The organism is Bacteroides sp. AM16-13, from assembly GCF_003602705.1.
Classification (GTDB): domain Bacteria; phylum Bacteroidota; class Bacteroidia; order Bacteroidales; family Bacteroidaceae; genus Bacteroides; species Bacteroides xylanisolvens.
Genome location: NZ_QTLK01000008.1, coordinates 127,380 through 152,217 on the forward strand (window position 1 = coordinate 127,380; position 24,838 = coordinate 152,217).

Annotated in this window: 19 protein-coding genes; all 19 read right to left on the minus strand. The window is 43.3% G+C overall.

Going from position 1 to position 24,838, the window contains the following annotated elements; all coding sequences use genetic code 11:
• Positions 1 to 126 precede the first annotated feature (126 nt).
• The 19 genes from DW173_RS08620 to DW173_RS08710 all read right to left on the minus strand — a co-directional run bounded on the left by DW173_RS08620 (position 127) and on the right by DW173_RS08710 (position 24,732).
• A complete protein-coding gene (locus tag DW173_RS08620; RefSeq protein WP_004314277.1) occupies positions 127 to 1,299 on the minus strand; it encodes an iron-containing alcohol dehydrogenase in 1,173 nt (390 codons plus the stop codon).
• A 133-nt stretch (positions 1,300 to 1,432) separates the two neighbouring features.
• On the minus strand, positions 1,433 to 2,443 hold the full coding sequence (locus DW173_RS08625; protein ID WP_032851591.1) for a lysylphosphatidylglycerol synthase transmembrane domain-containing protein: 1,011 nt from the start codon (positions 2,441 to 2,443) through the stop codon (positions 1,433 to 1,435).
• Between the two features lie 108 nt (positions 2,444 to 2,551).
• Positions 2,552 to 3,469, minus strand: coding sequence for a phosphatase PAP2 family protein (locus DW173_RS08630; protein ID WP_004326585.1), 918 nt, complete (start codon positions 3,467 to 3,469; stop codon positions 2,552 to 2,554).
• Between the two features lie 138 nt (positions 3,470 to 3,607).
• Positions 3,608 to 4,258: a CDP-alcohol phosphatidyltransferase family protein gene (locus DW173_RS08635; protein WP_009040796.1), complete on the minus strand. Its 651-nt coding sequence runs from the start codon at positions 4,256 to 4,258 to the stop codon at positions 3,608 to 3,610.
• 103 nt (positions 4,259 to 4,361) lie between these two features.
• A complete protein-coding gene (locus DW173_RS08640) occupies positions 4,362 to 4,829 on the minus strand; it encodes a GtrA family protein (protein WP_081104589.1) in 468 nt (155 codons plus the stop codon).
• A 14-nt stretch (positions 4,830 to 4,843) separates the two neighbouring features.
• Positions 4,844 to 5,323, minus strand: a complete 480-nt coding sequence (locus tag DW173_RS08645) for a phosphatidylglycerophosphatase A (protein ID WP_004326579.1) — start codon at positions 5,321 to 5,323, stop codon at positions 4,844 to 4,846.
• A gap of 162 nt (positions 5,324 to 5,485) precedes the next feature.
• Positions 5,486 to 6,775, minus strand: a complete 1,290-nt coding sequence (locus DW173_RS08650) for an inositol-3-phosphate synthase (protein ID WP_004300682.1) — start codon at positions 6,773 to 6,775, stop codon at positions 5,486 to 5,488.
• 108 nt (positions 6,776 to 6,883) lie between these two features.
• A complete protein-coding gene (locus DW173_RS08655) occupies positions 6,884 to 9,436 on the minus strand; it encodes a DUF5686 and carboxypeptidase-like regulatory domain-containing protein (RefSeq protein WP_120144307.1) in 2,553 nt (850 codons plus the stop codon).
• A 97-nt stretch (positions 9,437 to 9,533) separates the two neighbouring features.
• A complete protein-coding gene (locus DW173_RS08660) occupies positions 9,534 to 10,826 on the minus strand; it encodes a sensor histidine kinase (RefSeq protein ID WP_120144309.1) in 1,293 nt (430 codons plus the stop codon).
• Between the two features lie 54 nt (positions 10,827 to 10,880).
• Positions 10,881 to 12,230, minus strand: a complete 1,350-nt coding sequence (locus tag DW173_RS08665; RefSeq protein WP_120144311.1) for a sigma-54-dependent transcriptional regulator — start codon at positions 12,228 to 12,230, stop codon at positions 10,881 to 10,883.
• Between the two features lie 289 nt (positions 12,231 to 12,519).
• Positions 12,520 to 13,998 (minus strand): TolC family protein, encoded by a 1,479-nt coding sequence (locus DW173_RS08670; protein ID WP_004326575.1) that lies wholly within the window; start codon positions 13,996 to 13,998, stop codon positions 12,520 to 12,522.
• 129 nt (positions 13,999 to 14,127) lie between these two features.
• On the minus strand, positions 14,128 to 16,737 hold the full coding sequence (locus DW173_RS08675; protein WP_008644664.1) for a PAS domain-containing sensor histidine kinase: 2,610 nt from the start codon (positions 16,735 to 16,737) through the stop codon (positions 14,128 to 14,130).
• Positions 16,738 to 16,821: 84 nt separating this feature from the next.
• Positions 16,822 to 18,075 carry an ABC transporter permease gene (locus DW173_RS08680; RefSeq protein WP_120144313.1) on the minus strand — a complete coding sequence of 418 codons (1,254 nt, stop codon included), beginning with the start codon at positions 18,073 to 18,075 and terminating at the stop codon, positions 16,822 to 16,824.
• Positions 18,076 to 18,104: 29 nt separating this feature from the next.
• Positions 18,105 to 19,394 carry an ABC transporter permease gene (locus DW173_RS08685; RefSeq protein WP_120144315.1) on the minus strand — a complete coding sequence of 430 codons (1,290 nt, stop codon included), beginning with the start codon at positions 19,392 to 19,394 and terminating at the stop codon, positions 18,105 to 18,107.
• A gap of 96 nt (positions 19,395 to 19,490) precedes the next feature.
• On the minus strand, positions 19,491 to 20,117 hold the full coding sequence (locus tag DW173_RS08690; RefSeq protein ID WP_120144317.1) for a GIN domain-containing protein: 627 nt from the start codon (positions 20,115 to 20,117) through the stop codon (positions 19,491 to 19,493).
• A 66-nt stretch (positions 20,118 to 20,183) separates the two neighbouring features.
• A complete protein-coding gene (locus DW173_RS08695) occupies positions 20,184 to 20,849 on the minus strand; it encodes an ABC transporter ATP-binding protein (protein WP_004314289.1) in 666 nt (221 codons plus the stop codon).
• 17 nt (positions 20,850 to 20,866) lie between these two features.
• A complete protein-coding gene (locus tag DW173_RS08700; RefSeq protein ID WP_120144318.1) occupies positions 20,867 to 22,114 on the minus strand; it encodes an efflux RND transporter periplasmic adaptor subunit in 1,248 nt (415 codons plus the stop codon).
• 233 nt (positions 22,115 to 22,347) lie between these two features.
• Positions 22,348 to 23,745, minus strand: a complete 1,398-nt coding sequence (locus DW173_RS08705; RefSeq protein ID WP_008025751.1) for an NAD(P)/FAD-dependent oxidoreductase — start codon at positions 23,743 to 23,745, stop codon at positions 22,348 to 22,350.
• Between the two features lie 81 nt (positions 23,746 to 23,826).
• Entirely contained in the window at positions 23,827 to 24,732 is a 906-nt protein-coding gene (locus DW173_RS08710; RefSeq protein ID WP_004314292.1) for a glucosaminidase domain-containing protein, read from the minus strand.
• Positions 24,733 to 24,838: the final 106 nt, after the last annotated feature.

Below are 24,838 nucleotides of genomic sequence, written 5' to 3' on the forward strand. Positions count from 1 at the left end.
CAAAATATAATTAAAGCAAAATCTTTTTGCTTCTGTTTAGGTATTAATCAATAGCAAAAAGAATAACTGCATCATTTATCCTCTATCAAAAGGCAAATGATGCAGCTGTCGGTTATATCTGTTTTTTTATAATGCCAGACGGTATATCTCTTTGCTGTCCTGTTTCGCTAATTTGACATAGTTGCCTACCAATTCACCTTTATTCCGGTGCAGACTATCTGCAAGGCGGTCGATGTCGGGATTCTCAATGCCAAGTTCTTTGAAGGTCACAGGCAGGCCGATGGAAGTAAAGAAGGATTTCAGACGGGAAATTCCTTCAAGGGCTACCGCCTTTTTATCGTCTGATTCTGCCACTCCCCACACTCGGATGGCGTATTGGGCTATCTTATCCACATTGTGTTCTGTCATCCATGTCATCCAGGCAGGGAAGATTACGGAGAGTCCGGCACCATGAGTCACGTTATAGATGGCGCTGATTTCATGTTCGAGGAAGTGGGAAGCCCAGTCCTCTTCACAACCTACACCACAGGTTCCATTGTGGGCGATCGTTCCGCACCACATCAGATTGGCACGGGCTCCGTAGTTTTCGGGGTCTTTCATGACGGTAGTTGCCTCTTTGATGATGGCAAGCAGGGTACCTTCGCACAGGCGATCGCCTATTTCTACATCTTTCGTGTTGGTGAAATAGCGTTCCATGATGTGTGCCATCATATCGGCAATGCCGCAGGCGGTTTGGAAAGGAGGAAGTGTGTAGGTCAGCTCGGGGTTCATCACGGCAAAAACAGGACGTAGTACACCGGGAGCACGGAGGCTTAATTTCTGTAAGCCATCGACTTTCGTGATGACGGTGTTACCGGAACCTTCGCTTCCGGCAGCAGGAATCGTTAACACAACGGCTACTTTCAATGCTTTCGTCACAATGGCTTTTCCGATGTAGAAATCCCAGAAATCTCCGTTGTAAGGAACTCCGGCTGCAATGGCTTTCGCCGTATCAATCACAGAGCCACCACCAACGGCGAGCATCATGTCTACGTTTTCTTTCCGGCAGAGATCGATTCCTTCATACACTTTCGTGTCTATCGGGTTAGGCTGTACACCACCCAGCATGCAATAGGGAATACCTACTTCCTGCAATGATTTCTCAACACGGGCCAACAAGCCGCTACGTATCACGGAACCGCCACCATAAACAATCATTATTTTGCGTGCACCGTATTTCTGTACTAACACTCCGGTCTGCGCTTCCGTATCCCGACCGAACACGAATTCAGTAGGGCTGTAAAAGATAAAATTATTCATTGTCGTTTCCTTTATAGGTCTTTTCGTCAGTCTTTTCTATAGATCCAAATAGAACTCCTTTGACAAGTTTTTCTATAAGTTCTTTTATAGAGCCCTTCATAAGAGTCTTTATAGATCAGACAAAGTTATAAATTTAAGCAGAATATCTTTCTTTTGATTGTTTAAAATTTCCTACTTTCATTAGTACAAGTCCGATTACAATCCAGACCATTTCGCGTATACGGGTAATCAAAGCGGCATAGACTCCGTAAGCTCCGGAAAGGGAAAGGCCGCCTACGGCGAGGGCAAAGCCACCTTCACGACCTCCCAATTGCATAGGCAGGAAAAACAGCAGATTAGCAAGTAAAGAAGAGAAAGCCGCAATCAGGCAGCAGTCGGCAAAGCTGACATGGGTGGTCAGCACGTTCAGTATCAGCCATATTTCAAGACAACTGACTACACGGGCGGTATATTCCAGTAAGAGGGCGCTATAAAAGGTTTGTTTCTTTTGTTGGTGGAGAAGGGCAATTTGTTTGTCTATATTCTCCAACTTCTCTTTATGCGCGTTTGCAAAATGAAATACTTTCTTTTTCAGAAAAGGAATACGACCACCCATACGGACAAAAGCCACAGCCATCCCCTGCCGATAGCCTTTCATAAAAAGAATAACAATCAGCAAGCAAAAGACAGTAATAGCTCCTAAGATTATCCCCATCATCCACCCCACCGGATAGAGACAAACGTAAAGCAACACTGAACTTAACCAAAAGCAAAAGTGGGAAAAGATATGCATCATCACATAAAGAATCACGGAAGAGGTGGCGCGTTCTATTCCTATATAGGGTTTCAGCTCCATAATGCGATATGGTTCGCCTCCCATCAGCCCAACAGGAGTCACGTAATTAAGCGCAAAACCTGTTACTGTGAATTTGTAGAGCCGGACAAATGAAAACCCCGTCTTACCACCACTACGGATGATGATGTACCACGATACTGTATTAATAAGGTAGACAAACAGCCATAGCAACAAAACCAAAGGTAAATATACCCCTGCACGCTTCAAATTCAGCCAAAGCTCCTGATAATCCATATCAAAAGTGAATATCATTATCAGAACGGCAATGATACCAAAAGCGAGAAATATATTACGGTACTTGTTCTTCACTATTTGTGAGACTTATATCTATTTTTTATATGGGTATATATCTGCTTTTATATGAGTATATACTTGCTTTTTGTATGGGTATATATCTCACTTTATTCACATATAATCTTACTTTATATACGTATAATATCTTTCGAAGAATCTTTTGAACGCCGGGATTCTCATCAATATGTATTCGAATACCAGCCAACCGATTAACGCGCAAGAGATGCCAAGTAATACATCAATGATATAATGATGGCATGAATAAATAGCTGTTCCCCAAATGCCGACCATGATAATAGAGAAAAGAGTAACCACATACCACCTGCATTTACCAATAATGGCATACACCAATGCAACTACCATATAGGCCGCATGCAGTGAAGGCACTGCCGCAAAAACATTAGCATTACGCCCGTAGATAGAATCAAAGATGGTTACTCCGAAGAATGCATCAAAGCGTCCCAATCCTGCAACATTACCCGGTGTGTTTAATATCGGTTCGAAACCGTAGTTGATGGCATACCAAGGCGGAGCGGCCGGATGAATATAATAACCGGCAAAACCAATCAAATTGACAAACAAGAATACTAACGCAAAGCGAAGGTAGGTTTTTCTTTCTTTCTTGAAATACAGGCAAAGACCGAACAGGATGGGAACGGGAACCCAACAAAGGTAGAAGATTCCGGCAAAAACGTCCGCTATCGGCCAGTTGTGTGCAGCGAAGTATTCGCAAGGAGTAACCAGAAGACCATTATCCATTACTCCGAAAAGAGACTTTTCGAGATTATACAGTCCGGCCACATCAATCGGGTTCACTTCGTAGTTGGGGCAAATACGCATCCAGTCATACGAGATTCCAAAAATGGCGAAAGGTAACAGGGCCACAGCCAACTTACGAGTAGGTAATCCGGCAAAAAATAAAACTAAATAGAGTACCGCCATTAACAGGTGCTCGGAACGAAGCCCGATGAAGATACTTGTCAGCAAAAGGAAAAGAGCCATAATGACTGTCACAGTCAGGGCTTCTCTCTTCGACGGCATTTGAATATTCTTTATCATTATAATGTTTTGATTAGACAACTAGACTATTTACTATTAGACTATTTACTATTGGACTATTTACGATGTACTATTTAGGATGTACGATGTAAATAGTAAATCGTCCAACAGTAAATTAATTCATTCTTTCATCACTTTGTAGCAATGTCTCACACGAGCAAATGCCGTGATATTGGCAAACAGGGCAACAAAAGCCAGAGGAACAATCATAATCAGGATTGGTTCGAAAACGGTGATATCTTTGAAAACGCCACAGAACAAAGCTCCGAGACTGGTCAGCACTACGCGTTCCGGACGTTGCATGAATCCGACTTTACATTCAATTCCTAAGCCTTCGGCACGGGCACGCACATAGCTTACCATCAGTGAGCCGATTAGTGCCACAAATGCAATGAGTGCATAAAGGAAATAATCTTTCATTGATAAATAGTAACAGATACCAAAGAAAGTCATCAATTCACTATAACGGTCGAGTACTGAATCGTAAAGCGCACCGAACTTGGAACTCATGTTGCCTAGGCGAGCTACACGTCCGTCCATCATATCGAACAGTCCGGCAAACAAAATCACACCTCCTGCCCAGCCGATAATGGCCAAATCGTTCTGTCCGCCATATATGCCGGCATATACAAACATACCTGCCGCTACTACATTCAGGATAAATCCGGTAGTGGTGATAAAGTTAGGAGTGATTCCTATTTTAATCATTCCGCGTATCAGGGGATTGATAATCTTATAAATCAACTGTTGTAAATAATCTCTGTAATTCATCTGTTTAAATCTGTTTATAGCTATTTTTATCTAAATCTTCTGTTTTCTCAATCTGTATATATCTAATTCTTTCGTTTTCTCATCAGTCTTTTCAATCCGTTTTTCAGTTTCTTTTTCCGAACAAACTTCTTATATCTATATTCCGGTAAACAAAAAAGCGTTGCATATTATAGTTCCAGAACAGTGCCACGATGACTGCCACTACCACTTTAGGAATAATGAAAAAATCTCCGAAATACAGGCTAAGTGTGTTGCGTACCCAGGGAATCTTCGCTAATGATTCCGTCAGTGCATACGTTCCCCACGTATTGAGCCAAACACTGCAAACCCATACAAGGATAAATTTTACAGCAACGTGTGTTTTCTTTCCTTTCGATTTAAAAGTCCATTTATAGTTGATAACGCAATTAACGATTCCTCCATAGATAGCTCCCGCCAGGGTGGCATATACATAGTAGACATCAAACAGCCTGACCAGAAGAATCGTAACGAGAAAGTCTGCAATAGTTGCCATTTGAGCAGAAAGCTGCGCCCTCAAAAACATGAAGATGCCGCCTTTCTGGGAAATCATCCGTGCAACTTTTTTCAGCCAATCACCCATCTCGCTCCCACTAACAATATAAAACTATACACTCCCGCCAAAACATCGTCCATCATGACCCCTACCCCACCTTTCAGGCTTTCCATACGACGTATGCCCAACGGTTTGGCTATATCAAAGATGCGGAACAAGGCAAAAGCCGCAATCACGTACCAAAACCATTTGTCATCATTGGGAACAGCCAACAACGGTATCCACACTCCCACCATCTCATCCACTACCACACGCGAAGGATCTTCTCCCCAATAAGTCTCCAGCTTATCGGCAGCCCAAATGCCGGCGAATGTAAATACAATCACCAAAGCGGCAGTCAGCCATAATACCCAAGAGAAAGGAAGGAGAAAATAAAGTGCAATCCAAATGATAGAAGCCAGTAACGCCCCAGCCGTGCCGGGAGCAAAAGGAGAAAAACCGGAGCCAAAGCCCGTGCCTATAAAAACAGGTAGAAAGGGAGGACGCTTCATTTATTACTAATTACTAATTACAAACTACGAGTCGGTTGTGTCACGAGTCCCCCAAACGAATGGGGAATTTGTACAATAAAAAAGTAAAAGTTGAGGTTGAGTATCCACCAGTCTTTATAGGATGGTAAATCTCAATCTCAACTTATTATTTGGGGTTACTGATTAAGCTAAGTAATCAGGTTCTTTTTCACCAATCATGTTACGCAATGTCTGTTTTACCATTCTCCATTGTGTAAACAAGTCGTGTTCGGGCTGATGTTCGAAATCGTGCATCGGGCTCTTGCAGAAGAATGACAACCAAGTCTGGATGCCACACATGCCTGCACGCATTGCCAAGTCGCTGAACAACACAAGGTCAAGAGCGATAGGAGCTGCAAGGATAGAGTCGCGGCAAAGGAAGTTCACCTTGATTTCCATCGGGTAGCCCATCCATCCGAAGATGTCGATGTTGTCCCATGCTTCTTTGTTGTCTTTGCGGGGAGGATAATAGTTGATACGTACTTTATGATAAACATCTCCGTAGAGATCCGGATATTTTTCAGGTTCGAAGATAGTATCGATTACAGACAGCTTGCTGACTTCTTTTGTCTTGAAGTTGTCCGGATCATCGAGCACTTCACCGTCGCGGTTACCGAGGATATTGGTAGAGAACCAACCGTTCACACCCAGCATACGGGTTTTGAACATCGGAGCCAATACGGTTTTCATCAGTGTCTGACCACTCTTGAAGTCTTTACCGGAGATAGGTACATTCTTTTGTTTAGAGAATTCCCACATAGCAGGAGTATCCACACACAAGTTAGGAGCACCCATCACGAACGGAGCGTCTTCTGCAATAGCAGCATACGCGTAACACATACTCGGAGAAATCACGTCTGTATTGTTTTCCTTCATTGCTTTCTCTAAAGCAGCGAGTGACATGTGTTCGTCAGACAGCGGAATGTAAATTTCAGTACTTGCAGCCCAAAGCACCACTACGCGTTCGCAGTTGTTAGCAGCTTTGAAGTCGCGGATATCCTGACGAAGTTGTTCTACCATTTCCCAACGGGTAGCAGCCTTCTTCACGTGTGTACCGTTCAGACGTTTTGCCCAGTTGTGATCGAAAGCAGCCGGCATCGGTTTGATAGCTTCCAACTCTTCTTTTACTCCATTCAGGTCTTTTTCTTTCAAAACCTCGGCGTACATAGCAGCTTCGTATGCGTTGTCCGGGAAAATATCCCATCCTCCGAAAACAATGTCTTCCAAATTCGTCAAGGGCACAACGTCCTTGATGAGTTTTTCTTCGTTGTTCTCCATGCGCATTGTGGCTAACTGTGTAATAGATCCTATCGGTTTTGCCAGTCCCTTGCGAGAGGCTAGTGTACCTACAATCATCGTGGTAGCTACCGCACCACCCACTCCGACTACCAAGACGCCAAGACGCCCGGTAGCGGGTTTAATTTCTTGTTTCATTTCTATTCTATTAAAATTAAACTAAAATTGATGCAAAAATAAGATTAATTAATTACTAATACAGTCTTTATTTGTCATATAAACATTGCAATTAGCAGGATTTAACTTTTAAAAGGTCATGTGGAGACTTATTCTCAAGCCTGATCTGTCAATCCCGGGCGAATCACGATAAGTGAGCCTCCAGATATAGTCCAAACGTAACACCTTGAAAATGTTTTCGATACCTACACCCGCCTCCACATAAGGTGTTTTTCCCATTGTTTGTGTGTTTTCTATCGGAAAAGCGAACAAACCGTCACTCAAAGCCGGGTTGTTTTTATCGCTCAAATGTCCATATAATCCACGACAGGAAACTATTTCCCTCCATTTAAGTTTTTTCAACAACGGCACCCGGTTGAACAACCATCCGTTGAGGAAATAAGTAACATCCCACGAGAAATACTCATCGTTCATAAACTCCATCGCATTCATCAACGAGTAAGATTCCGGTTGGATGGTATAAGAAAGGTTGGCATTAGGCATGATAAGCAGCGGGAAAGGTACTTTATCCCACACTTTACCTGCTTTTAGTATAACGTCCGTATAGCCGAACGCAGAAAACCAGAAGCGTTTCTGAATACCGGCTTCGGTATGATTGTAGGTGTAATCGCTGCCCAACACTCCTTTTCCGGCAATGGTATGCGACAAGGTAAACACCGGTGCATCCAACGATACGGGAAAACGGTTCCATTGGGTCTGGAAGAATTTCTCGTTCGGAGCATAACGCAACTTCAACTCTGCGGCACTGATAGAGAAATCTTTTACCGGGGTGTAGGTATCTCCTTCTTTCTTTAAAAAAGGAATCAGGTAGGAGGACTCATCTTTCCGTGTACGTGCTGTCAACTGGAAAGAAAAGCCGGAATAAAACTCATTGGTATAGGTCATCTCCGCCTGCCGGAAATAGCCGATACGGTCGTCCTTCTCACGTTTCAAGGCCAGGAACACATTGTCTTTGCTTGTATACAGGTAATTTTGTCCATACTGGTTCACATCTGATTCGTAACGCAATTTCAATGAATGGATGGGAAATTCGTTGGCGTATTCTTTCTTCTTTTTGAAAGAATATTCCAGTTCTGCCAATCCTTTCACTCTTTCATCTTTAAACCCGTAAGCCACATATCCTTTGCCAAACAGGTGCGGATTGAGCCAGGCGGTAGTCATACCTCCGGCACGGATACGGGGACCTTCCAATGTGTTACCGCTGATAGTGGCATTCATCGGACCGATATAGAAAAGCGGCGCTTCTTTGGAGGTAGGAATATATCCCGTAAAGAGAATGGAGAGTACTTTCTCCGTCCAGTAATATACCGGATAACTGCGTAATTGTGTCATCAGGCGGTCTACCGAGTTTTCCTGCTGGGAGATAGCGGCTTGCGGACGATTCTCCGCCCAGAATGTTGCGGGACGCGACAGGGCTTCCGTCTCTTCAATAATACGTTCGGGTTTGGTGAAAGCTTTGTCGGCTTCGGCAGTCGGCGTAAAGGTGTAGTTGCTGTAATCCGCTACACGGCGGGCAAAAATACCGTCCTGTCCTTCGGTCAGTTTAAACTCAACAGTGATACTTTCATGATCGAGCAGACGTGTGCCGTCTTCAGCGCGCTTAAATTCCTGTTCGAGCAACATGTAGTCTACAAAGTTCAGGTTTATCTTTTTGGGAAAATTGAATACGGCACGTTTGACAAAGTAGGTAGAGTCGAGCGTCACATACAGGTGTCCGTTGAAACCGAAAGACTCGGAATTAAAAGGCGTGAAAGCAAGGTCTGCACAAGGCTCTCCGGCAATCTGCAACGTGTCCATCAGGTAATATTTATAAAAGCCTGTGCCGATACGGGACAAGGGACTGACAAACTTATTTGTAAACAGGGAAATGTTGTTTTCATAGATGTCGACGTCTTTAAAGACTTCATTGATAGCTGCCTGCATCCCTTGTTTAGAGAGAAATTCATCAACACCGGCCTGTTTGCGTCCTTTCACCCATTGCTTCTCGGAACGGGGAGATTTCCGGTAATAGTCTGTGGCAAGCAGTTCACGGGCTGATACCGTCAGAATCGGTTTACCGGTAACGGCAGAAGTATCTACATATTCCGTCAGGAAATCAAATTTACGATATAGCCATTTTTTCTGTTTCTCTTCATCGAAGTTATTCAACGCAAAGGTGGTCTTTTCATAACGTTCGCGTTGCCAGAAGTCTTTCTCGTAGGGAGAGTAGTTGTCACGGCTTTCAATCATACGGCGGACAAATTCTACGGCGGGATTATCTTTCTTCCGGTAGTGCTCACGTTTGGGTTTGACTACCACTTCACCAAGCGCGTATTCGGTAGGCGCAAGTGCTACTTTATAGGATGCATTACGGGCAGGGCGAATGGTGCGGATATAGTCATTATATCCGATTACAGAGATTACAAGCACTGCTTCCGAGCGATGAGTTTTGAAGTAAAAGCGTCCGTCGCTTCCGGTAGTAGTTCCTTCGGTCGTGTCTTTTAAGCGTACAGATGCATAAGGCAAAGGCTCTTTGGTCAGAGAATCAGTCACCACCCCTTGTACCACATACTGCGCACTTAGCGGAATACTGATAGCCAATAAAAGAAAGAGCGTCAATGTGCCTTTTTTCATTAATCTCATACCTTAAATCCTATTGAATTGAGCGGGGCAAAGGTAGGAGTGATTTCAAGACAAAAAAAGGTCTATTTGACGGAAGAAATGTTCTTATTTGACACAATTAGGGGAAAGTAATACGGAATCGGGTCAGTCCGTCGGCATAGGTTCGCAAAGAGAATGTACATCCATGACGCATCAGTACTTCGCGAATAAAGATAAGTCCGATTCCCTGTCCGTTCGGTTTGGTAGAGAAGAAAGGACTGAACAGTTTAGCTTCTGTTTCTTTGCTGATCCCCAGACCGTTATCTATCACTTCAACAGTGGCCGGAGCGAGGGTGCGGACTATTATTTCCCCATCGGTCTCAATGCTTTCCGCTGCATTCTTGATGATGTTTACGAGTACTTGCTCAAACAAAGCGGCATCCAGCATCACATCTTTCAGACTTTCGTCTATTTCCATGCGGAGTGTGATGCGACGGTCATTACACATTCCTTCCATAAACCGCTTGCAGGTGAAAACCAAATCATTCAGATTAACAGAAGAAAGTGTCGGTTCGGGGATTTTCACCACATCGGCAAAACGAGTGATGAAACGACTCATCGAGAAACAACGGTCGGTACATACACGCATCACGTCGCAGATGTCTTCCATTCCTTCTTCGCTGGAAAGGGCTTGTTCTACCGTATCCAGTGTGGAAGTAATGCCGGCAGTCGTGTTGTTCACTTCGTGGGCAATCATGCGAATCACTTTCTCGTATGCTTTCTTTTCCGCTTTCATCACTTCGTCGGTGAGGGTTTCTACCAAGTAGAAGGGATGCTGAAATCCACGATCAATGAAAGAAGAATGAGTACACCGGTAGATATTCGAGTCGTTCAAACGGACGGTTACCTTCTCTCCTTTCGGGAGGTTGGCCAATTCCACCGCTAACGGAGAATCAACCTCTTTCATCTTCTTGCCTTGTACGTCTTCCAAACGAACACCCAGCATTTTCAAAGCCATCGGATTCAATTCCGAAAGGTCTTCATCAAGGGAAGTTATAATCACTCCCATCGGAGAAGCTTTAATCAGCAAATCGAGAAAATTATTCTGTTCACGCAGGCGGAGACGTTCATTCTTGAGCTGTTCCATCATGCGGTTGAAAATATTCACCACACGATCGGCCTCATATTGACCTACAGGACTAAGGCGGCTACTGAAATCCTGCTCACGCAACAGTTCCATACCGCTTCCGATTGTATTCAACGGCTTCACAATCTTACGATAGAAAAAGGTCAGATAAATGAGGATGAAAAGTATCAGCCCCTCCCCTATGTAGAAAAAGATTGTATTCAGTTGACTGGAAAGGAACAGCAATACACTACCTAATGCCAGCAGCAGAAAGACTAGTATGTAAAAGAATCCTTTTATACGCACGTTATCTGTGGTTAACGGTTAATCTTAATATTATTAGGCACGTGCCTAAATTTATCACATTGTTATATTATATTTTTCGAGACGGCGATAGAGTGCTGCACGGCTGATACCCAATGCCGTAGCTACCTGACTCAAATTTCCTTTGTAACGGTCCAACGCCTGGAGAATGGTCTGGCGTTCTATTTCATCCAAAGTCATACCGGCCAGAGCTGCGCCTTCGGTCACTCTTGCGTCATTGTGGCGAATATACTGCGCATCAAAATCGGAAGCATCAAGCAGCGGTTTACCACTTACCAGAATGGTACGTTCCACCAAGTTCTTCAATTCACGAATATTCCCCGGATAGGGCAATCGGCTCAAGAATTGCAGGGCATCGGCAGAGAACTCCGTACGGGGCAATCCGTTGGTTACCGCCTGACGGTCGGCAAAATGACGTGCCAGCAAGGGAATATCTTCACGACGTTCGCGCAAGGCCGGCAGTTTCACTGTTATCAGATTGATACGATAGAAGAGGTCTTCACGAAAAGTACGTTCGCCCACCATTTTGCGCAAATCGGCATTGGTGGCTGATACTACCCGGATATCCGTCTTGCGCGGACGGCTGTCGCCGAGCACTTCAAATGTCTGATCCTGCAATACACGCAGTAACTTCACCTGGCACGAAGGGTCGAGATCACCTATTTCATCCAGGAAAATCGTCCCTTTGTTTGCCATTTCAAAACGTCCGATACGGTCTGCGGAAGCATCGGTAAAAGCTCCTTTCTTGTGCCCGAACATTTCACTTTCGAACAGGCTTTGGGAGATACCTCCAAGATTCACTTTCACAAAGGGATGTTTGGCACGCTGACTGTTGATATGAATGGCCTCGGCTATCAATTCCTTACCTGTTCCGCTTTCCCCTGTAATGAGGACAGAGGCATTGGTCTTTGCGATGCGGGCAATCGTGTTCAACACCTCCATCAATCCCTGGCTACGCCCGATGATGTGGCTGCGGTCGAAAGAATCGCTCTGTTCCTGCGTTGGTTCCTGTGGAGTTCCCGAAAGTTGGAGTGCCGTTTCAATGCGTTGCAACAAGGCGGCATTATTCCAGGGCTTCGTTATGAAATCAAAAGCTCCTGCCTGCATTCCTTGCACAGCAAGTTGGATACTTCCCCAAGCGGTCATCAATATCACTGGTGTTTCGGGACGGAATATTTTTACTTGTTTGAGTAGGGTCAAACCCTCCTCACCCGTTGTAGAAAGAGTGAAGTTCATATCCATCAGGATCAAATCCGGAGCTACGGAACGTACTACTTCCATAGCTTCCCGCGGACCGGGAACGGTCTGTGCTTCATATCCTGCCCGCTTCAACATGAAGCTAAGCGAAGAACGCACTGCGCTGTCGTCATCAATTATCAGAATCATAGTTAAAATTGCAAGATTCCTCTACCAAGAAAACTTCTTCTGTTTTTTCAATCTTCCAAGAAGAAGTATTTCTTTTTTTATTTATAATGGGGGATGAATTTTTCTGTATTATTTACGTATTTTTCATTTCCCGAGTGTTAAAATCGAGTTTCAAAGGTACTATAAATAGTTCGTAATACCAAATGAATCAGGCATAAATACGCAATAGTCTGTTTGCAGACTTGAAAAACTTTTCCCATAATCTCCGGCAAGTTCCTCCATAAGATTCAAAAGCTTTTTCCTCCCCTTTCTATTGCCGGATGATTTCATCAAAATCAGCTTCAAGTTCGGTATTGGTACGAAAATCCCATAGTGTCAGACTGCGAATCTGATAATAATAATACCAATAATAATAAAGTTCGGAAATATGTTTCTGTCTCGCATCATCTTTAGAGTTCTGCGCATCATTCAAATCCAAGGTATTGATTTTACCTATCAGGAAAGTTTCAATACTTGTTTTATATCGTTGCTGGGCTATCGCATCGGCTTCTTTGGCTATGTCCAATTGCTGTGCCTGATTATTGAAATGCTCCACCAACAGAAAAATATCCTGGTTGAAGTTTATCTGTTCCTGACGAATTTTTGAAAGCACTACATCCCGGTTACTCTTGGCTACCCGGACTTTCCCACGGCGTTTTCCCCAATCGAGAATCGGAATCTTAACGCCTACCTGAACAATCTGATTGTCCTGCAAGTTCCTGTAAACGGCCGGAAAATTCCGGTTCTCACCCGTATACCCTACGCTTGCAAACAAATCGACACTACGCAAATTTCCGCGTGCAGTAGCTACTTCATAATCGGCTTCCAACTGGCGGCGACGGATATTCTGTGCAAAAGAATTACGTTCCAATGCTTTATTTAACACCTGATTGTACTCCATCCTCGGGCCATCCACAGCTTCGGGAAGAACCGGGTTTAGTACTTCATCCTCTCCTACTCCCAAAAAGGCACGGAGCTGGAACATCTTGGCATTGAGATCACTCTCTGCTTCCGTCAATGCAGCCTTCGCATTTAAAGCGGAGAGCTTCAACTGCAAGAGTTCATTCTCGGAAATTTGCCCCATTTTGCGTTTGGCAAGGGCTACTTCATAAAGGTGGTCGGCGTTTGTCTGGTTCTGTTTCGCCGTGCCAAGATTTTCTTTTGCCAACAAAAGATTAAAGTAATAAGTGATGGCACGCATCGTCACTTCTTCGGTAGCAGTGATAAAAGCTGCTTTCGCTTCGGCATAACGAACCGGTTCGATGCGTCTGTTCCACTTTATATTATTGACTCCAAAGATGGGTTGTGTAAGTTGTAATGTGACAGGAACCGACATAAAATGCCGGTCTCCTCCGGCTCCCAATTGCTTGATATAGTCGAGAGAGGAAGTCAGCGAAAGTTTACCACCGGTAAGCCAGATGTTTTGATCGATAGAAAGATCACCGGTAAGCCCCAATGTGTTATTACGGACGAAACCGTAAGAACCGTCCGAATTTTGATAGGAACTATATGATTTGTTATAATTGGGCAGGGTTCCGGTCAAGTTGACTTCCGGCAGAAGATCGGCACGAAAGGTACGAAATTCCCAATAGGCCGTTTTCAATTCATTCAAGGCAACAGCAGCGTCAACAGATTGAATACGCGCCATAGCAATAGCTTCATTCAAGGTTATTTCCCTTTCCTTCTGTGCCGACAATGCCAACGGCAGGCAAACGGCAGCAAGAGCAAACAATATACTTTTCTTTTTCATTATGCACAGTATTTTCCACTATGAGAGAATCAAACGATGTGCCAAAAAAGTAAAGTTTTTATTATCAACAGATTAGAAAATAAGAAAAGTGTCCATTTTCGGACACTATGCCCAAAAGTGAACGTTCGATTATTCGCAGTAGTTAGGAAGGCGCACAGTGAAACGAGTGCCTTTACCTACTTCGGAGGTGACGGAGATGGTACCATTCAGACGTTCGATGATGGTCTGACAAATACTTAATCCCAAACCTGCCCCTTGGGTGAAATTATCGACTTTATAGAATCGTTCGAATATATGACGGATACCTTCTTCAGAAATACCGACTCCGGTATCCTCCACAAAGATGCGGGTGTAGCCGGGAACCTCATCGTCTTCATAGCCGAAAGTAATGAAACCGCTGCTCGTAAATTTAGCAGCGTTATTTATCAGATTATTCACGACTTGCTGCAAGCGTACATTATCTGTCGTGAGATATTTCTTATCACTTTCGGGCATACGCAACACCAGTTCTACTCCCGGTGGCATATTCAAGCGTTGAGAATCATGGACGGTCTTTAATAACAGCGGCAGGTTATGCTCGGCGAACATAAATTCCATGGTTCCCGATTCGATACGTGACAAATCAAGAATATCATTAATCAAAGCCAGCAACAGGCCACAATTCTTATTAATAGTTCCGATAAACTGGGCAATCTCTTCGCTTGTAAAACCACTCGTATCGCTTAGCAAATCGGAGAAACCTACAATCGCATTCAACGGAGTCCGAATCTCGTGACTCATGTTGGCAAGGAACGCCGATTTCAGTTTGTCAGCCTGGAGGGCTTTATCACGGGCCTCTCTCATCTCCTGCTCGGCAGTCTTATATCGCTGGATACTCTGACAAACACCTAATATATTGTACAATGAATCTTGTGTCAATCCCGTGATTACGGAAGAACGATATTCCCACCATTCATACTCTCCGTTGACATTCCGCTGACGGAAGTTCAGACGGGTATTGGAATCTTCCCCGGTCAATGCTCTGTTAAACAACGGTCTTATTTCTTTCAAATCGTCAGGATGGATAGTGCGATCCATTTCATCACGGGGGATGGTAGTAACCGATTCATCGTATCCGAGACGTTTCAAGAAACCTTGCGGGAAAATAAAACAGTTCGTTTCCATATCAAACTGCCACGGATATATGGAGCTTTCGTCTACCGCCATATCAAAGAAACGTTTCTGCATTTCTTCATCCGAAATATTCCGCGCAGAAAGTGCCATACCGGTAATCGCGTCCTTTGAACGGATCGGAACTATTTCCCCCGACACAGGGAAGTACTTATCACTATGCACTTCTTTCATGAAAGCTCCCTGCGGTATCTTCACACTTTCTCCTTTTGAAGCTACCTGCTTCAGCATTTTATGAAGAATGTCCTGACCGTTATAATAGATCTTAAAGATACTGCCAGCCATCATTCCTTCATAAAAACGCCCACCTGCCTCATACGGCAAATGAAGCATTTGTAATAAGGAACGGTTTGTGAAATGAATGTGCAAATCGGTATCATACGTTATCACACCATCACGGATGGAATGAAATACATTATCAAACTCATTACGCTGTTCCACCAGTTTATTCTGTACCAGCAGACGGGTCTGTGCCTGAATCCGTCGTTTGGATTCACGCCGGTTGGCACGCATCAGCCACACGATAGAGGCTATCAACAATGCGAGGATAGACGGATAGAGAAGTATAAAAAGGTATTTATATTTCTCCCAATATGGTTCATTGACTATGGTTCCGCTAGAGGATACTTTATCAGAGTCGACATGGAAAAAATCTAATTGCTTGTAGTCAAAGATGAATCCCTGTGTAATTTCCGTCACTCCTATATCCCGGGGAGAGGTACCTTTTAAGACCGAAGCAGCCCTTTGAGCAGCCAATGATGCAGAAGTATAGCTGTCGGCATCATAAGCACTAAACACACCGTTAGTCAATCCTACATTTTGAGTTGAAAATACGGGAGCTTTTGAGTTTTTACCTACAAATGAAAGGAAAGGCGACCATTTAGGAGCAACAACCAAACGTTCGTAGCTGTTACGAGGGTAACAAATTGCCGCAATGATATGACTAGTCGTATGATTTTGGGTATTATAGATTTTCATTCTATAATCCGGGTTGTCTTTCTGAAAGATTTTCCACTCTTCTTCAAAATCTTCAAGCCCTTTGTTACTTAAAAAGCTGTTATCTATCACACAAACCACTTCTTTCCGTCGGGGAAATATCTTTTGTGCCTGACGTAATATGACATCGAAATCCGGATTGGCTGTGAATCCGCAAACATTGGGATGAGTGGTAATCAACTTCGTATCGGGATACTTAATACCGAAAAACACCACCGGAATCTGCAAAGGCAACGAATCTCCACATGCAAAAAGGGTATAAAAAGCTTCATCACTCGCAGTTACAATCAAATCTGTCTGCCTGTCGCGGGCACGCTGACAAAAACGACGCATGATTACCTTCTCGGAATTGAATGCCCAAAAATCTGCATCAAGATATTCCGTTGTTATGTTAACCTTTAGACCGCTCTCTTTAAACCCTTTAGCCAAGCCCTGATTAAGGTCACTGTGCCAAGGAGTCTGCGAGGTGTAAGACTGTATAAAAAGGATATTGAATGTACGTTCCGCTGCCGCCGCCTGAGTAAGAACAGCAAAGAACAGAACTATAAACATACAATAGTAGCGTCGATTCATATAATTAAAACCTGCGGTGTTTTCAATATTATGCCGACAAAGATACGTTAAATCTATTGAAAACAAATAGATAGCCCAAGTTTTTTATTCTTCGCGCAGCGCTTCGGCAGGCTGTATGCGGATTACCTGACGGGCAGGAAACCAAATACCTATAAGAATCATTAAAGACATCAGGAAGTAGGTTATGACAAATGTAATAAGAAAACGCACTACTCCCCACTCCATATACCCTTCAGTCAACTCCAGATGGCCGATATTATAACAGATGACGGCGGCAGGCAAAGCAGCCAGAGTCAATAATAGCAATCCTTCTTTATTTAAACGTTGCCAAAGCTGCATCCGGCTGGCCCCGACTGCTATACGAAGCGCAGACTCGGCACGACGGTGCTGCGTACGGAACCAGAAGGTGCCGACAATGCCCAACAGGATATTAAGCAATAAGAAGCCCATCATCCAGAAACGTACCTGTACCTGATTATAACTTCCTTGCTGGAAGTCATTCCGCAGATCTTCATAATCATGCACTTTCAGAATGAATAAGTTACCGACACTCAACTGGTTGGCGGACAATTTCATCAAATGTTCCGCAAAGTCTCTGGAAGTCCCCGGTTTCACCCGCAGACAAACTTCTACACTCGAAGGATAAAGTTCATCGTCAAGTTCGACCATTATCTTTTCAGGAAATTCAATGGCTACATACCGATCACTGTAGTTAGGCCAAAAGTCATTGTAACGCACCTTCTTCGAAACTCCCCCTATCTTGTACACTTTCGTAGAATCATCCACATCGACCATTTCTTTACCCAACAGCGTACGATCGCCTTTATAATCTTTGGGCCAGAAATTTTCACCAACAACGACATTGCCATTCTTTAAAGCTTGCACCAACGGCTGATAACCACGCCCATCAGCACTTTGATAACGGAAGACCTGAAAAAAGTCAGGGGTTACCGAACGTCGTAGCGGATTACTAACCAATGTATCGATACGTAACATACTACCGGAATTACTCCCGATATAGGGACGCGCATTATTGGATATTGAAACGGCCTCCACTTCCGGCAATCTCCGGAGACGATTGGTCAACTCGATAATATCTTGTCCTAAAGATGTACTCTTTTGCTCTTTCGAAAGATAAGAATTACTCTTGTCGTTTTTCAGGCTTAGCTCCAAATAATACGTATCGGTAATATCAAATCCTACCGGTTCGTAATAAGTACGCGCTGTCACATACGTCCAGTCGACCACATACCACAGGACCACAAAAACAATTAATAGTTCTGACCACAACCATCCGTTTGACCGGCGCTCGTTCCATATTTGTTTTAATAGTTGCATTTTCTTTAGAATTTAGATGAGTTGAAGAATTATCTTTCGTTGATGGCATCCACAATATTGGTGCGAGTTACTCTCCATGCCGGAATGGCGGCACTTAATAAATTGAGTAGGAAGCAAGCCAGAAATGCCAGCAGGAATACGGTAGGATCGAACAGTAAGTCGACACACATGGTCCGCAAATCTTCCACCCCATTGGATACAAAGTCTACGGAGAAAAGCATTCCTCCCAAAAGGAAAGCGGCGACATAACTTAATACCAGTCCGAGAATTCCTCCGAACAGGGAATAAAGCATATTTTCGGATAGTACCTGCATCATAAGCTCCCGTCTGGGGGCACCAAAGGCTTTTCGCACTCCTATTTCGGAGATACGCTTACGCATGCGTGACAAAGTAAGTCCGGACAAGTTGACGGCAGGAACAATCAATAAGACAAGTAATGTCAGTATGTATTGCCGTACTGCTTCTTTCACAGCCGGAGGATTGTTGGCGGAATAGCGTTGCGCGGCTACGAAATAAGTATCAGGCTGTCCGCGATAGAGTAAATCGAAATTGGGATGCCCTGCCATAAAGATAGCCCGCAAGCGGTCTGCCTCCTGACGAATAGCCGGAAAATCGTCTTTCGATTTAGCCAGTATATAGACGGCAGTCATACCCATGATATTGTCATCGCCCCAAGTGGCTATGAAGGCACTTGTTGAACTCAAAGGAATCCAAACTTGCGCATAGGCGTACTTCGCCAGTTTAGAGACCGGACGTACCACTCCGCAAACAATATAAGCCGAATGATTCAGAAGGAATGTCTTTCCAACCACTTCTGATGTTCCGAACAAACGGCGAGCCATATCTTCGGAAATCACAGCTTTTGCTGCTCCGGCATCAAAATCGGCATTATCATACGGTTTACCGGATAGAAACTCAAATTCAAATATTTTCCAGAAAGCATCGTCTGTTTGCAACACACTACAACTTTCCATCTCACCTGCCGGTTTAGCAGCCAGCATTGTTTCCTGCCAGATATTGGTTATGGAAACTGCTTCGGGAATTGTCATTGCTTTGAAACAAGCCTTTGCCGTATTGTATCCGATAGGGCCATTGCTTTGCCAATTCACGTTGGACTTACTTTGAAGTCCGGCAAACCGGAAAATAAGCATCCGGTCACGATGGGTTTCCGGTGCAAAGGGAGCAATAGTCGCACGTAAAGTAATCACAATTACCATTATCATAGCAATAGCCAAAGCTGTACCAATAATGGAAATAGATGAAAGCAGTTTATTTTCTCCCAACAGATGGAATGCTTGTTTAAAATAGAGTTTTATCATGATCGTTACCAGTATAGAGTTCAGTATATTTCTTACCCGTCTTTTTTATTCTTCTTCGATTAGGTTCCACAGAAGTTCGTCAAAGAACGTTCCATATTAGAAATTCCATCCCTTCTTTGTTATATCCTTACATTTCAGGTTTTTGTAATTGATTTTACCAACACCATCCTTTTTAAAGAATGCAGTATCAGTCTTACCCGATAAAGTGATATTCCCTACTCCATCCACTTTAGCCTTGATAAGGCCACAGTCAACATTCATTTTCATATTGCCTACTCCGTCGACATCGAGTTTCAGTTCATCGCAATGAAGATTTTTCACGTTGCAATTTCCCACTCCGTCAAGTTCGAAAGCTATATTTTTAAGATTCAATTTTTCCTTTGTATCAAAGTTCCCTACCCCGTCGATTTTCACTTTACTCAAATCGGGAGCAGTGATGTAAAAAGTCAGATTCTTGACATTCTTTACGTTCTTCTCTTTATAATCAATAACCAGTGTACCGTTCTTCACCGTTACCCGGGTTTTCTCTACAAATTCGGAAGGCCCTTCCAAACGGCAGGTACATTCTGCCGATTGAGCGAAAATAATATTTCCGACAGATTGCAGGTTGATGGCAGAAAAGTCGCCTACATTATAATCTTTACTCACATTTTGTGCCGATAGCGAACAAAAAGCAACACTTAACAGGACAGCTATCGCAACGATAAAAATATTCTTTGTCATGGTGGTTTTTAATTTAGAGAGATATTAATCTATTTTCTATTTAGTTTTATGTATAAAACGCAGGTTCTACTGCACCTGTCGTCCGTCAAAGAAACGAATGGTACGCGAAGTCTGCTTTGCCTGTTCTTCATTATGGGTGACCATAACAATGGTTCGTCCGTCTTCTTTATTCAGCCGGTGAAGCAGTTCCATGACTTCGGCTCCCATCCTTGAATCCAAGTTACCTGTCGGCTCATCGGCAAGGATTATTTCAGGATTACCGATAATAGCACGGGCAATAGCTACACGTTGGCACTGACCACCGGAAAGTTGTGTAGGAAAATGTCTCATACGATGGCTTAACCCTACTTTTTCCAATACCTCTTGTGCCAACCTCTTTCGCTCACTACTGCCAACACGGCGATAAAGTAAAGGCAACTCCACATTATCCGTCACATTTAACGAATTAATCAAATGGAAAGACTGAAACACAAAACCAAGCGTTTTATTACGGAAAATTGCCAATTCTTTGTCCTTCATTCCTTCTGTACGTATTCCATTGATTTCCACTATTCCCATGGTAGGTGCGTCAAGTAATCCCATTATATTCAACAATGTAGATTTTCCGCACCCGGAAGGTCCCATTATACTTAGGAATTCTCCACGTTCTACCGTCAGATTCACATTTTCCAACGCTACCGTTTCAATCTCATCAGTACGGTAAATTTTGGAAAGAGAGTTCAATGTTATCATAACTTCTAGTGTTTAATTTATTTAATCTTCAGCTTATTCTTGTTCTTATATGCACTCATATCGCTTATCACTACCCTGTCACCCGGTTGCAATCCACTCAAAACTTCTACATATTCAAAGTTTGAATCACCCAACTGTATCTTACGTTTGACCAGTTCATTGTCAGAATTGCAGACAAACAATTCGTATTCACCACGCCCCACATAGAAAGAGCCATTGGCAACACGCATCACATCTTCCTTCACAGCATTCATCACATAAACATCTGTCTTCAATCCGGAGCGCAGACGACGATGATTATCTTCCTTCAACTGAACCGTGAATGATATGACGCCATTTTTGGATAACGGTGTTACACTGCTGACCGTTCCTTCCAGTTTATCGCTTCCTATCTTAACAATTGCTTTTCCTCCAGCTGCCACACGGTCGCCATACGTATCAGCAATCTCACCTTCCACCTTAAAATGACTTAAATCGGAAATGATAGCGACTTGTCCGCCTTCGGAAATCTGCGCACCAATCTGGTTATTAATATAGGTAAGAATAGCTCTGCGCGGAGAACGGATTTGCGCATCATCCAAAGTACGTTTCTTTTCGGAGAGACTCTTACGGAAAATATTAAAATCAAGTTCCTGTACTTTCAGTTCGGCAGCAGCCACCTCCTTCTCATTTTTATATTGCTGCCGGAGTTGTTCGTACTCTAACTGGGCAACATTATAGCTCAATTCAGCTTGGCGCACTTTATCCGTTGTTCCCGCACCGAGACTGTCCAAATAGTGTTCATTTCTCAACTCCACCTTCATCCGGCTTAATTTCATAGCCGAAACTTTGATCTGCATCGCCATATCCGAAAGCTTCGTCTGATTATTGACACGAAGCTGATCGAGCTTATACCGACGCATCTGCTCTTCGTCCAGCAACTTTTTATATTCGGTTTCCGTACTCTGAAGATCTAGTTTCAGAATCGGAGTACCTACATCTACGCTATCTCCTCCTTTTTTATAAACTTCAAGAATACGACTGTTGATTGGAGAATTGATTATTTCTTCAAATGCAGGAACCACCTTGCCGGAAGCACTGACACTTACCTCAATAACTCCTGTATCGACTGTGGAAAAGACAAGTTCTTTTGCCTCCACTCCTGCCCTTAGTAAAGATATAAGTACACCAATGACAACAATACTTGCCACCCCGATGGATGAATAACGAATGATCTTCTTGTTACGTTCTTTCTGACGTATTTCTTTAGGAATTTCTCTGTCCATATCTGATCGTTTACGATTTTATCATGTATCAATTTAGCATTTTATATACCAAATCTATGCCAAAAACGTAAGTAATTGATAAATAGAATATAACAAAAAACAAAGGGTGTCCGATATCGGACACCCTGTACGAATTTACTGTTCAGAATATGAATCTATCCACCTGTCGGCGGAAGGTCAGTACACTTGGATAATGACGGATTGTCAACTACGGTATAATGACTTCTCATTGACTATTTTTTCTCTTGTCCGGAAGCTTGCTGAATCTCCTGCGGAGAGTGTTGCTTCGGTTCCTGTATCAGTTCTTTTCCCCAATGATTAGTCTCCTCCAGTTTTTCACGATCACGAATTTCTTTTGCTTTACGGGCATAGACAATCATACGCATGGATTGATCGTAAGTGAAATAATTCCAGATCCAATTTAAGAGCACAATCACTTTATTACGCACTCCAAGGATAGAACGCAGATGAACAACCAGCCACATCACCCAGGCAAACCATCCCTGCATCTTTACTTTACTAAACTCTGCCACGGCACGATTGCGTCCGACAGTCGCCATCGAACCTAAATTGCGGTAATGGAAAGGTTTCATTTCCTGTCCTTTTTCCATACGAATCAGATTCTTTGCCAATAGTTCTCCTTGCTGGATCGCCACTTGTGCCAGTTGAGGATGCCCGTTCGGGTAATTTTCATCAGCCAACTGAATACATTGGTCGCCAATAGCAAACACATTATTCATCCCTTCTACACGGTTGAATGAATCGACTTTAATACGTCCTCCACGCCCAATCAGAGAGGCATCCAGATTGCCGATAGTCACACCGGTGACACCACTCACCCAGATAAAAGTACGCGTGGCAATCTCTGTACCATCTTCGAGTACTACTTTATGGTCACGATAATCCACAACTCGTTTATTCAACAGGATATTTACTCCCATTTCACGGAGAAACTGTTCAGCATGTGCAGATGATTCTTCCGACATTCCGGCAAGCAATCGCGGCCCGGCTTCAATCAAATAGATGTGCATCAGACTGCTGGGCATATCAGGATAATCATTCGGCAAGACAAATTTCTTCATCTCGGAAAGTATTCCGGCTACTTCTATCCCGGTAGCTCCACCTCCCACAATTACAATATTCAATAACTCTTGTTGTTCCTGCTTCGTTGAACAGGTCAGCGCTCGTTCCAGATTAGCCAGAAGAGCGTTTCGCAATCCCATCGCTTCTGACACATTTTTCATCGGCATGGCTTCCTCTTCGATATGTTTATTACCGAAATAGTTGGTTGTAGTACCTGCTGCTAACACCAGATAGTCATATTCTGCTTTTCCGATGGAAGTCTGTATCATATTCTTTTCCGGGAAAATGGCACGTACTTCCGCCATACGGAAATAGAAATCTTTCCGATGCTGGAATATTTTACGGAAGGGGAAGGATATGGAAGTTGGCTCCATACCGGCCGAAGCCACCTGATAAATCAAAGGAGGAAACTGATGATAGTTGTTTTTATCTATCAATACGACTTGAAAGCCTGACTTTTTCAGCTTGTTAGCCAGTTTCAAGCCACCGAAACCACCGCCTACTATGACGACACGTTTCTTATTACTTTTTGCAATGTTTAGACTCATATTCTAATCATGTTTTATCAAGATAATAACACATGAATGAGTCATTAAGTTTTCGAAATTCGAACCTTTTGAGAGAAGCCTCTACCGCAGACGCAATCTATCTCCGATTTCCGGAACATACTCACCATCCTTACGATTCATCTTATACAGATTTTTGAGGCGGATACCATATTTTTGAGAGATGCCATGCATGGAATCTCCATCTTTCACAACATATACAGTATAAGGTTTGGAAGCCTTTTTCTTCTTGCTCTTCAGGTAGATGATATCTCCTTCCATCAAGGTATAATCACGCTGCAAGTCGTTGTACTTCACTAGTTTCTTCCAACTAATATCAAATTCGTTACCTAAATCTTTAAAGGTATCACCGTTGCGGGCTACCACATAAGCAATATCATTAGCGATATACACCTGATGCGGGCTCATCAACCAAGGATTCTTTTTCAGCTTCCGTTCCGAATATACACCCTTACGGTCGTATTTATACAAGTCATAATCTTCGATAATTGTAATCAGACGGTTAGCATAAGAAGGATCGGTAGCATAGCCTGCTTTTTTCAGTCCACGCGCCCAGCCTTTATAATCGGTGATATCCAGTTTGAAAAGAAAAGCGTAACGGGCACCTCTTCTAAGGAAGTCGGAATGATCTTCGTAAGAGTCACGCGGATGCTTATAAGCACGGAAACATTCGTTGCGCGCATCATCATCATGACGAACCGTACGTCCCCGCCAACTGCCACCACACTTAATACCAAAGTGGTTATTACTCTTTCGTGCCAACTGGCTGTATCCGGCACCGCTTTCCAACAATCCTTGCGCCAATGTGATACTAGCCGGAATCTTATGAAGCTTCATCTGTTCAACAGCCAAATCACTATACTTATTTATATATTCGACGTAACGAGCATTCCGTTTCTGTGCCTGCACTCCTACGGCAAAGAAAAAAACAACGGTTAAAAAGATAAGTCTATGCAGTTTATTCTCCATTTTTATTCAGATGTGAATTAGATGGCACAAAAATCCGAAAAATAATTGGGATTATCAATCTCTTTCCTAACTTTGTAACATTAATTGTAGAAACCAATACCCTGAC

What these genes read in the sequence shown, in the direction of transcription:
- DW173_RS08620 (WP_004314277.1), bottom strand. Translation starts at nt 1,299, where the DNA reads ATGAATAATTTTATCTTTTACAGCCCTACTGAATTCGTGTTCGGTCGG.
- DW173_RS08630 (WP_004326585.1), bottom strand. Translation starts at nt 3,469, where the DNA reads ATGCCGTCGAAGAGAGAAGCCCTGACTGTGACAGTCATTATGGCTCTT.
- DW173_RS08635 (WP_009040796.1), bottom strand. Translation starts at nt 4,258, where the DNA reads ATGAATTACAGAGATTATTTACAACAGTTGATTTATAAGATTATCAAT.
- DW173_RS08640 (WP_081104589.1), bottom strand. Translation starts at nt 4,829, where the DNA reads ATGATTTCCCAGAAAGGCGGCATCTTCATGTTTTTGAGGGCGCAGCTT.
- DW173_RS08645 (WP_004326579.1), bottom strand. Translation starts at nt 5,323, where the DNA reads ATGAAGCGTCCTCCCTTTCTACCTGTTTTTATAGGCACGGGCTTTGGC.
- DW173_RS08650 (WP_004300682.1), bottom strand. Translation starts at nt 6,775, where the DNA reads ATGAAACAAGAAATTAAACCCGCTACCGGGCGTCTTGGCGTCTTGGTA.
- DW173_RS08655 (WP_120144307.1), bottom strand. Translation starts at nt 9,436, where the DNA reads ATGAGATTAATGAAAAAAGGCACATTGACGCTCTTTCTTTTATTGGCT.
- DW173_RS08665 (WP_120144311.1), bottom strand. Translation starts at nt 12,230, where the DNA reads ATGATTCTGATAATTGATGACGACAGCGCAGTGCGTTCTTCGCTTAGC.
- DW173_RS08670 (WP_004326575.1), bottom strand. Translation starts at nt 13,998, where the DNA reads ATGAAAAAGAAAAGTATATTGTTTGCTCTTGCTGCCGTTTGCCTGCCG.
- DW173_RS08675 (WP_008644664.1), bottom strand. Translation starts at nt 16,737, where the DNA reads ATGAATCGACGCTACTATTGTATGTTTATAGTTCTGTTCTTTGCTGTT.
- DW173_RS08680 (WP_120144313.1), bottom strand. Translation starts at nt 18,075, where the DNA reads ATGCAACTATTAAAACAAATATGGAACGAGCGCCGGTCAAACGGATGG.
- DW173_RS08685 (WP_120144315.1), bottom strand. Translation starts at nt 19,394, where the DNA reads ATGATAAAACTCTATTTTAAACAAGCATTCCATCTGTTGGGAGAAAAT.
- DW173_RS08690 (WP_120144317.1), bottom strand. Translation starts at nt 20,117, where the DNA reads ATGACAAAGAATATTTTTATCGTTGCGATAGCTGTCCTGTTAAGTGTT.
- DW173_RS08695 (WP_004314289.1), bottom strand. Translation starts at nt 20,849, where the DNA reads ATGATAACATTGAACTCTCTTTCCAAAATTTACCGTACTGATGAGATT.
- DW173_RS08700 (WP_120144318.1), bottom strand. Translation starts at nt 22,114, where the DNA reads ATGGACAGAGAAATTCCTAAAGAAATACGTCAGAAAGAACGTAACAAG.
- DW173_RS08705 (WP_008025751.1), bottom strand. Translation starts at nt 23,745, where the DNA reads ATGAGTCTAAACATTGCAAAAAGTAATAAGAAACGTGTCGTCATAGTA.
- DW173_RS08710 (WP_004314292.1), bottom strand. Translation starts at nt 24,732, where the DNA reads ATGGAGAATAAACTGCATAGACTTATCTTTTTAACCGTTGTTTTTTTC.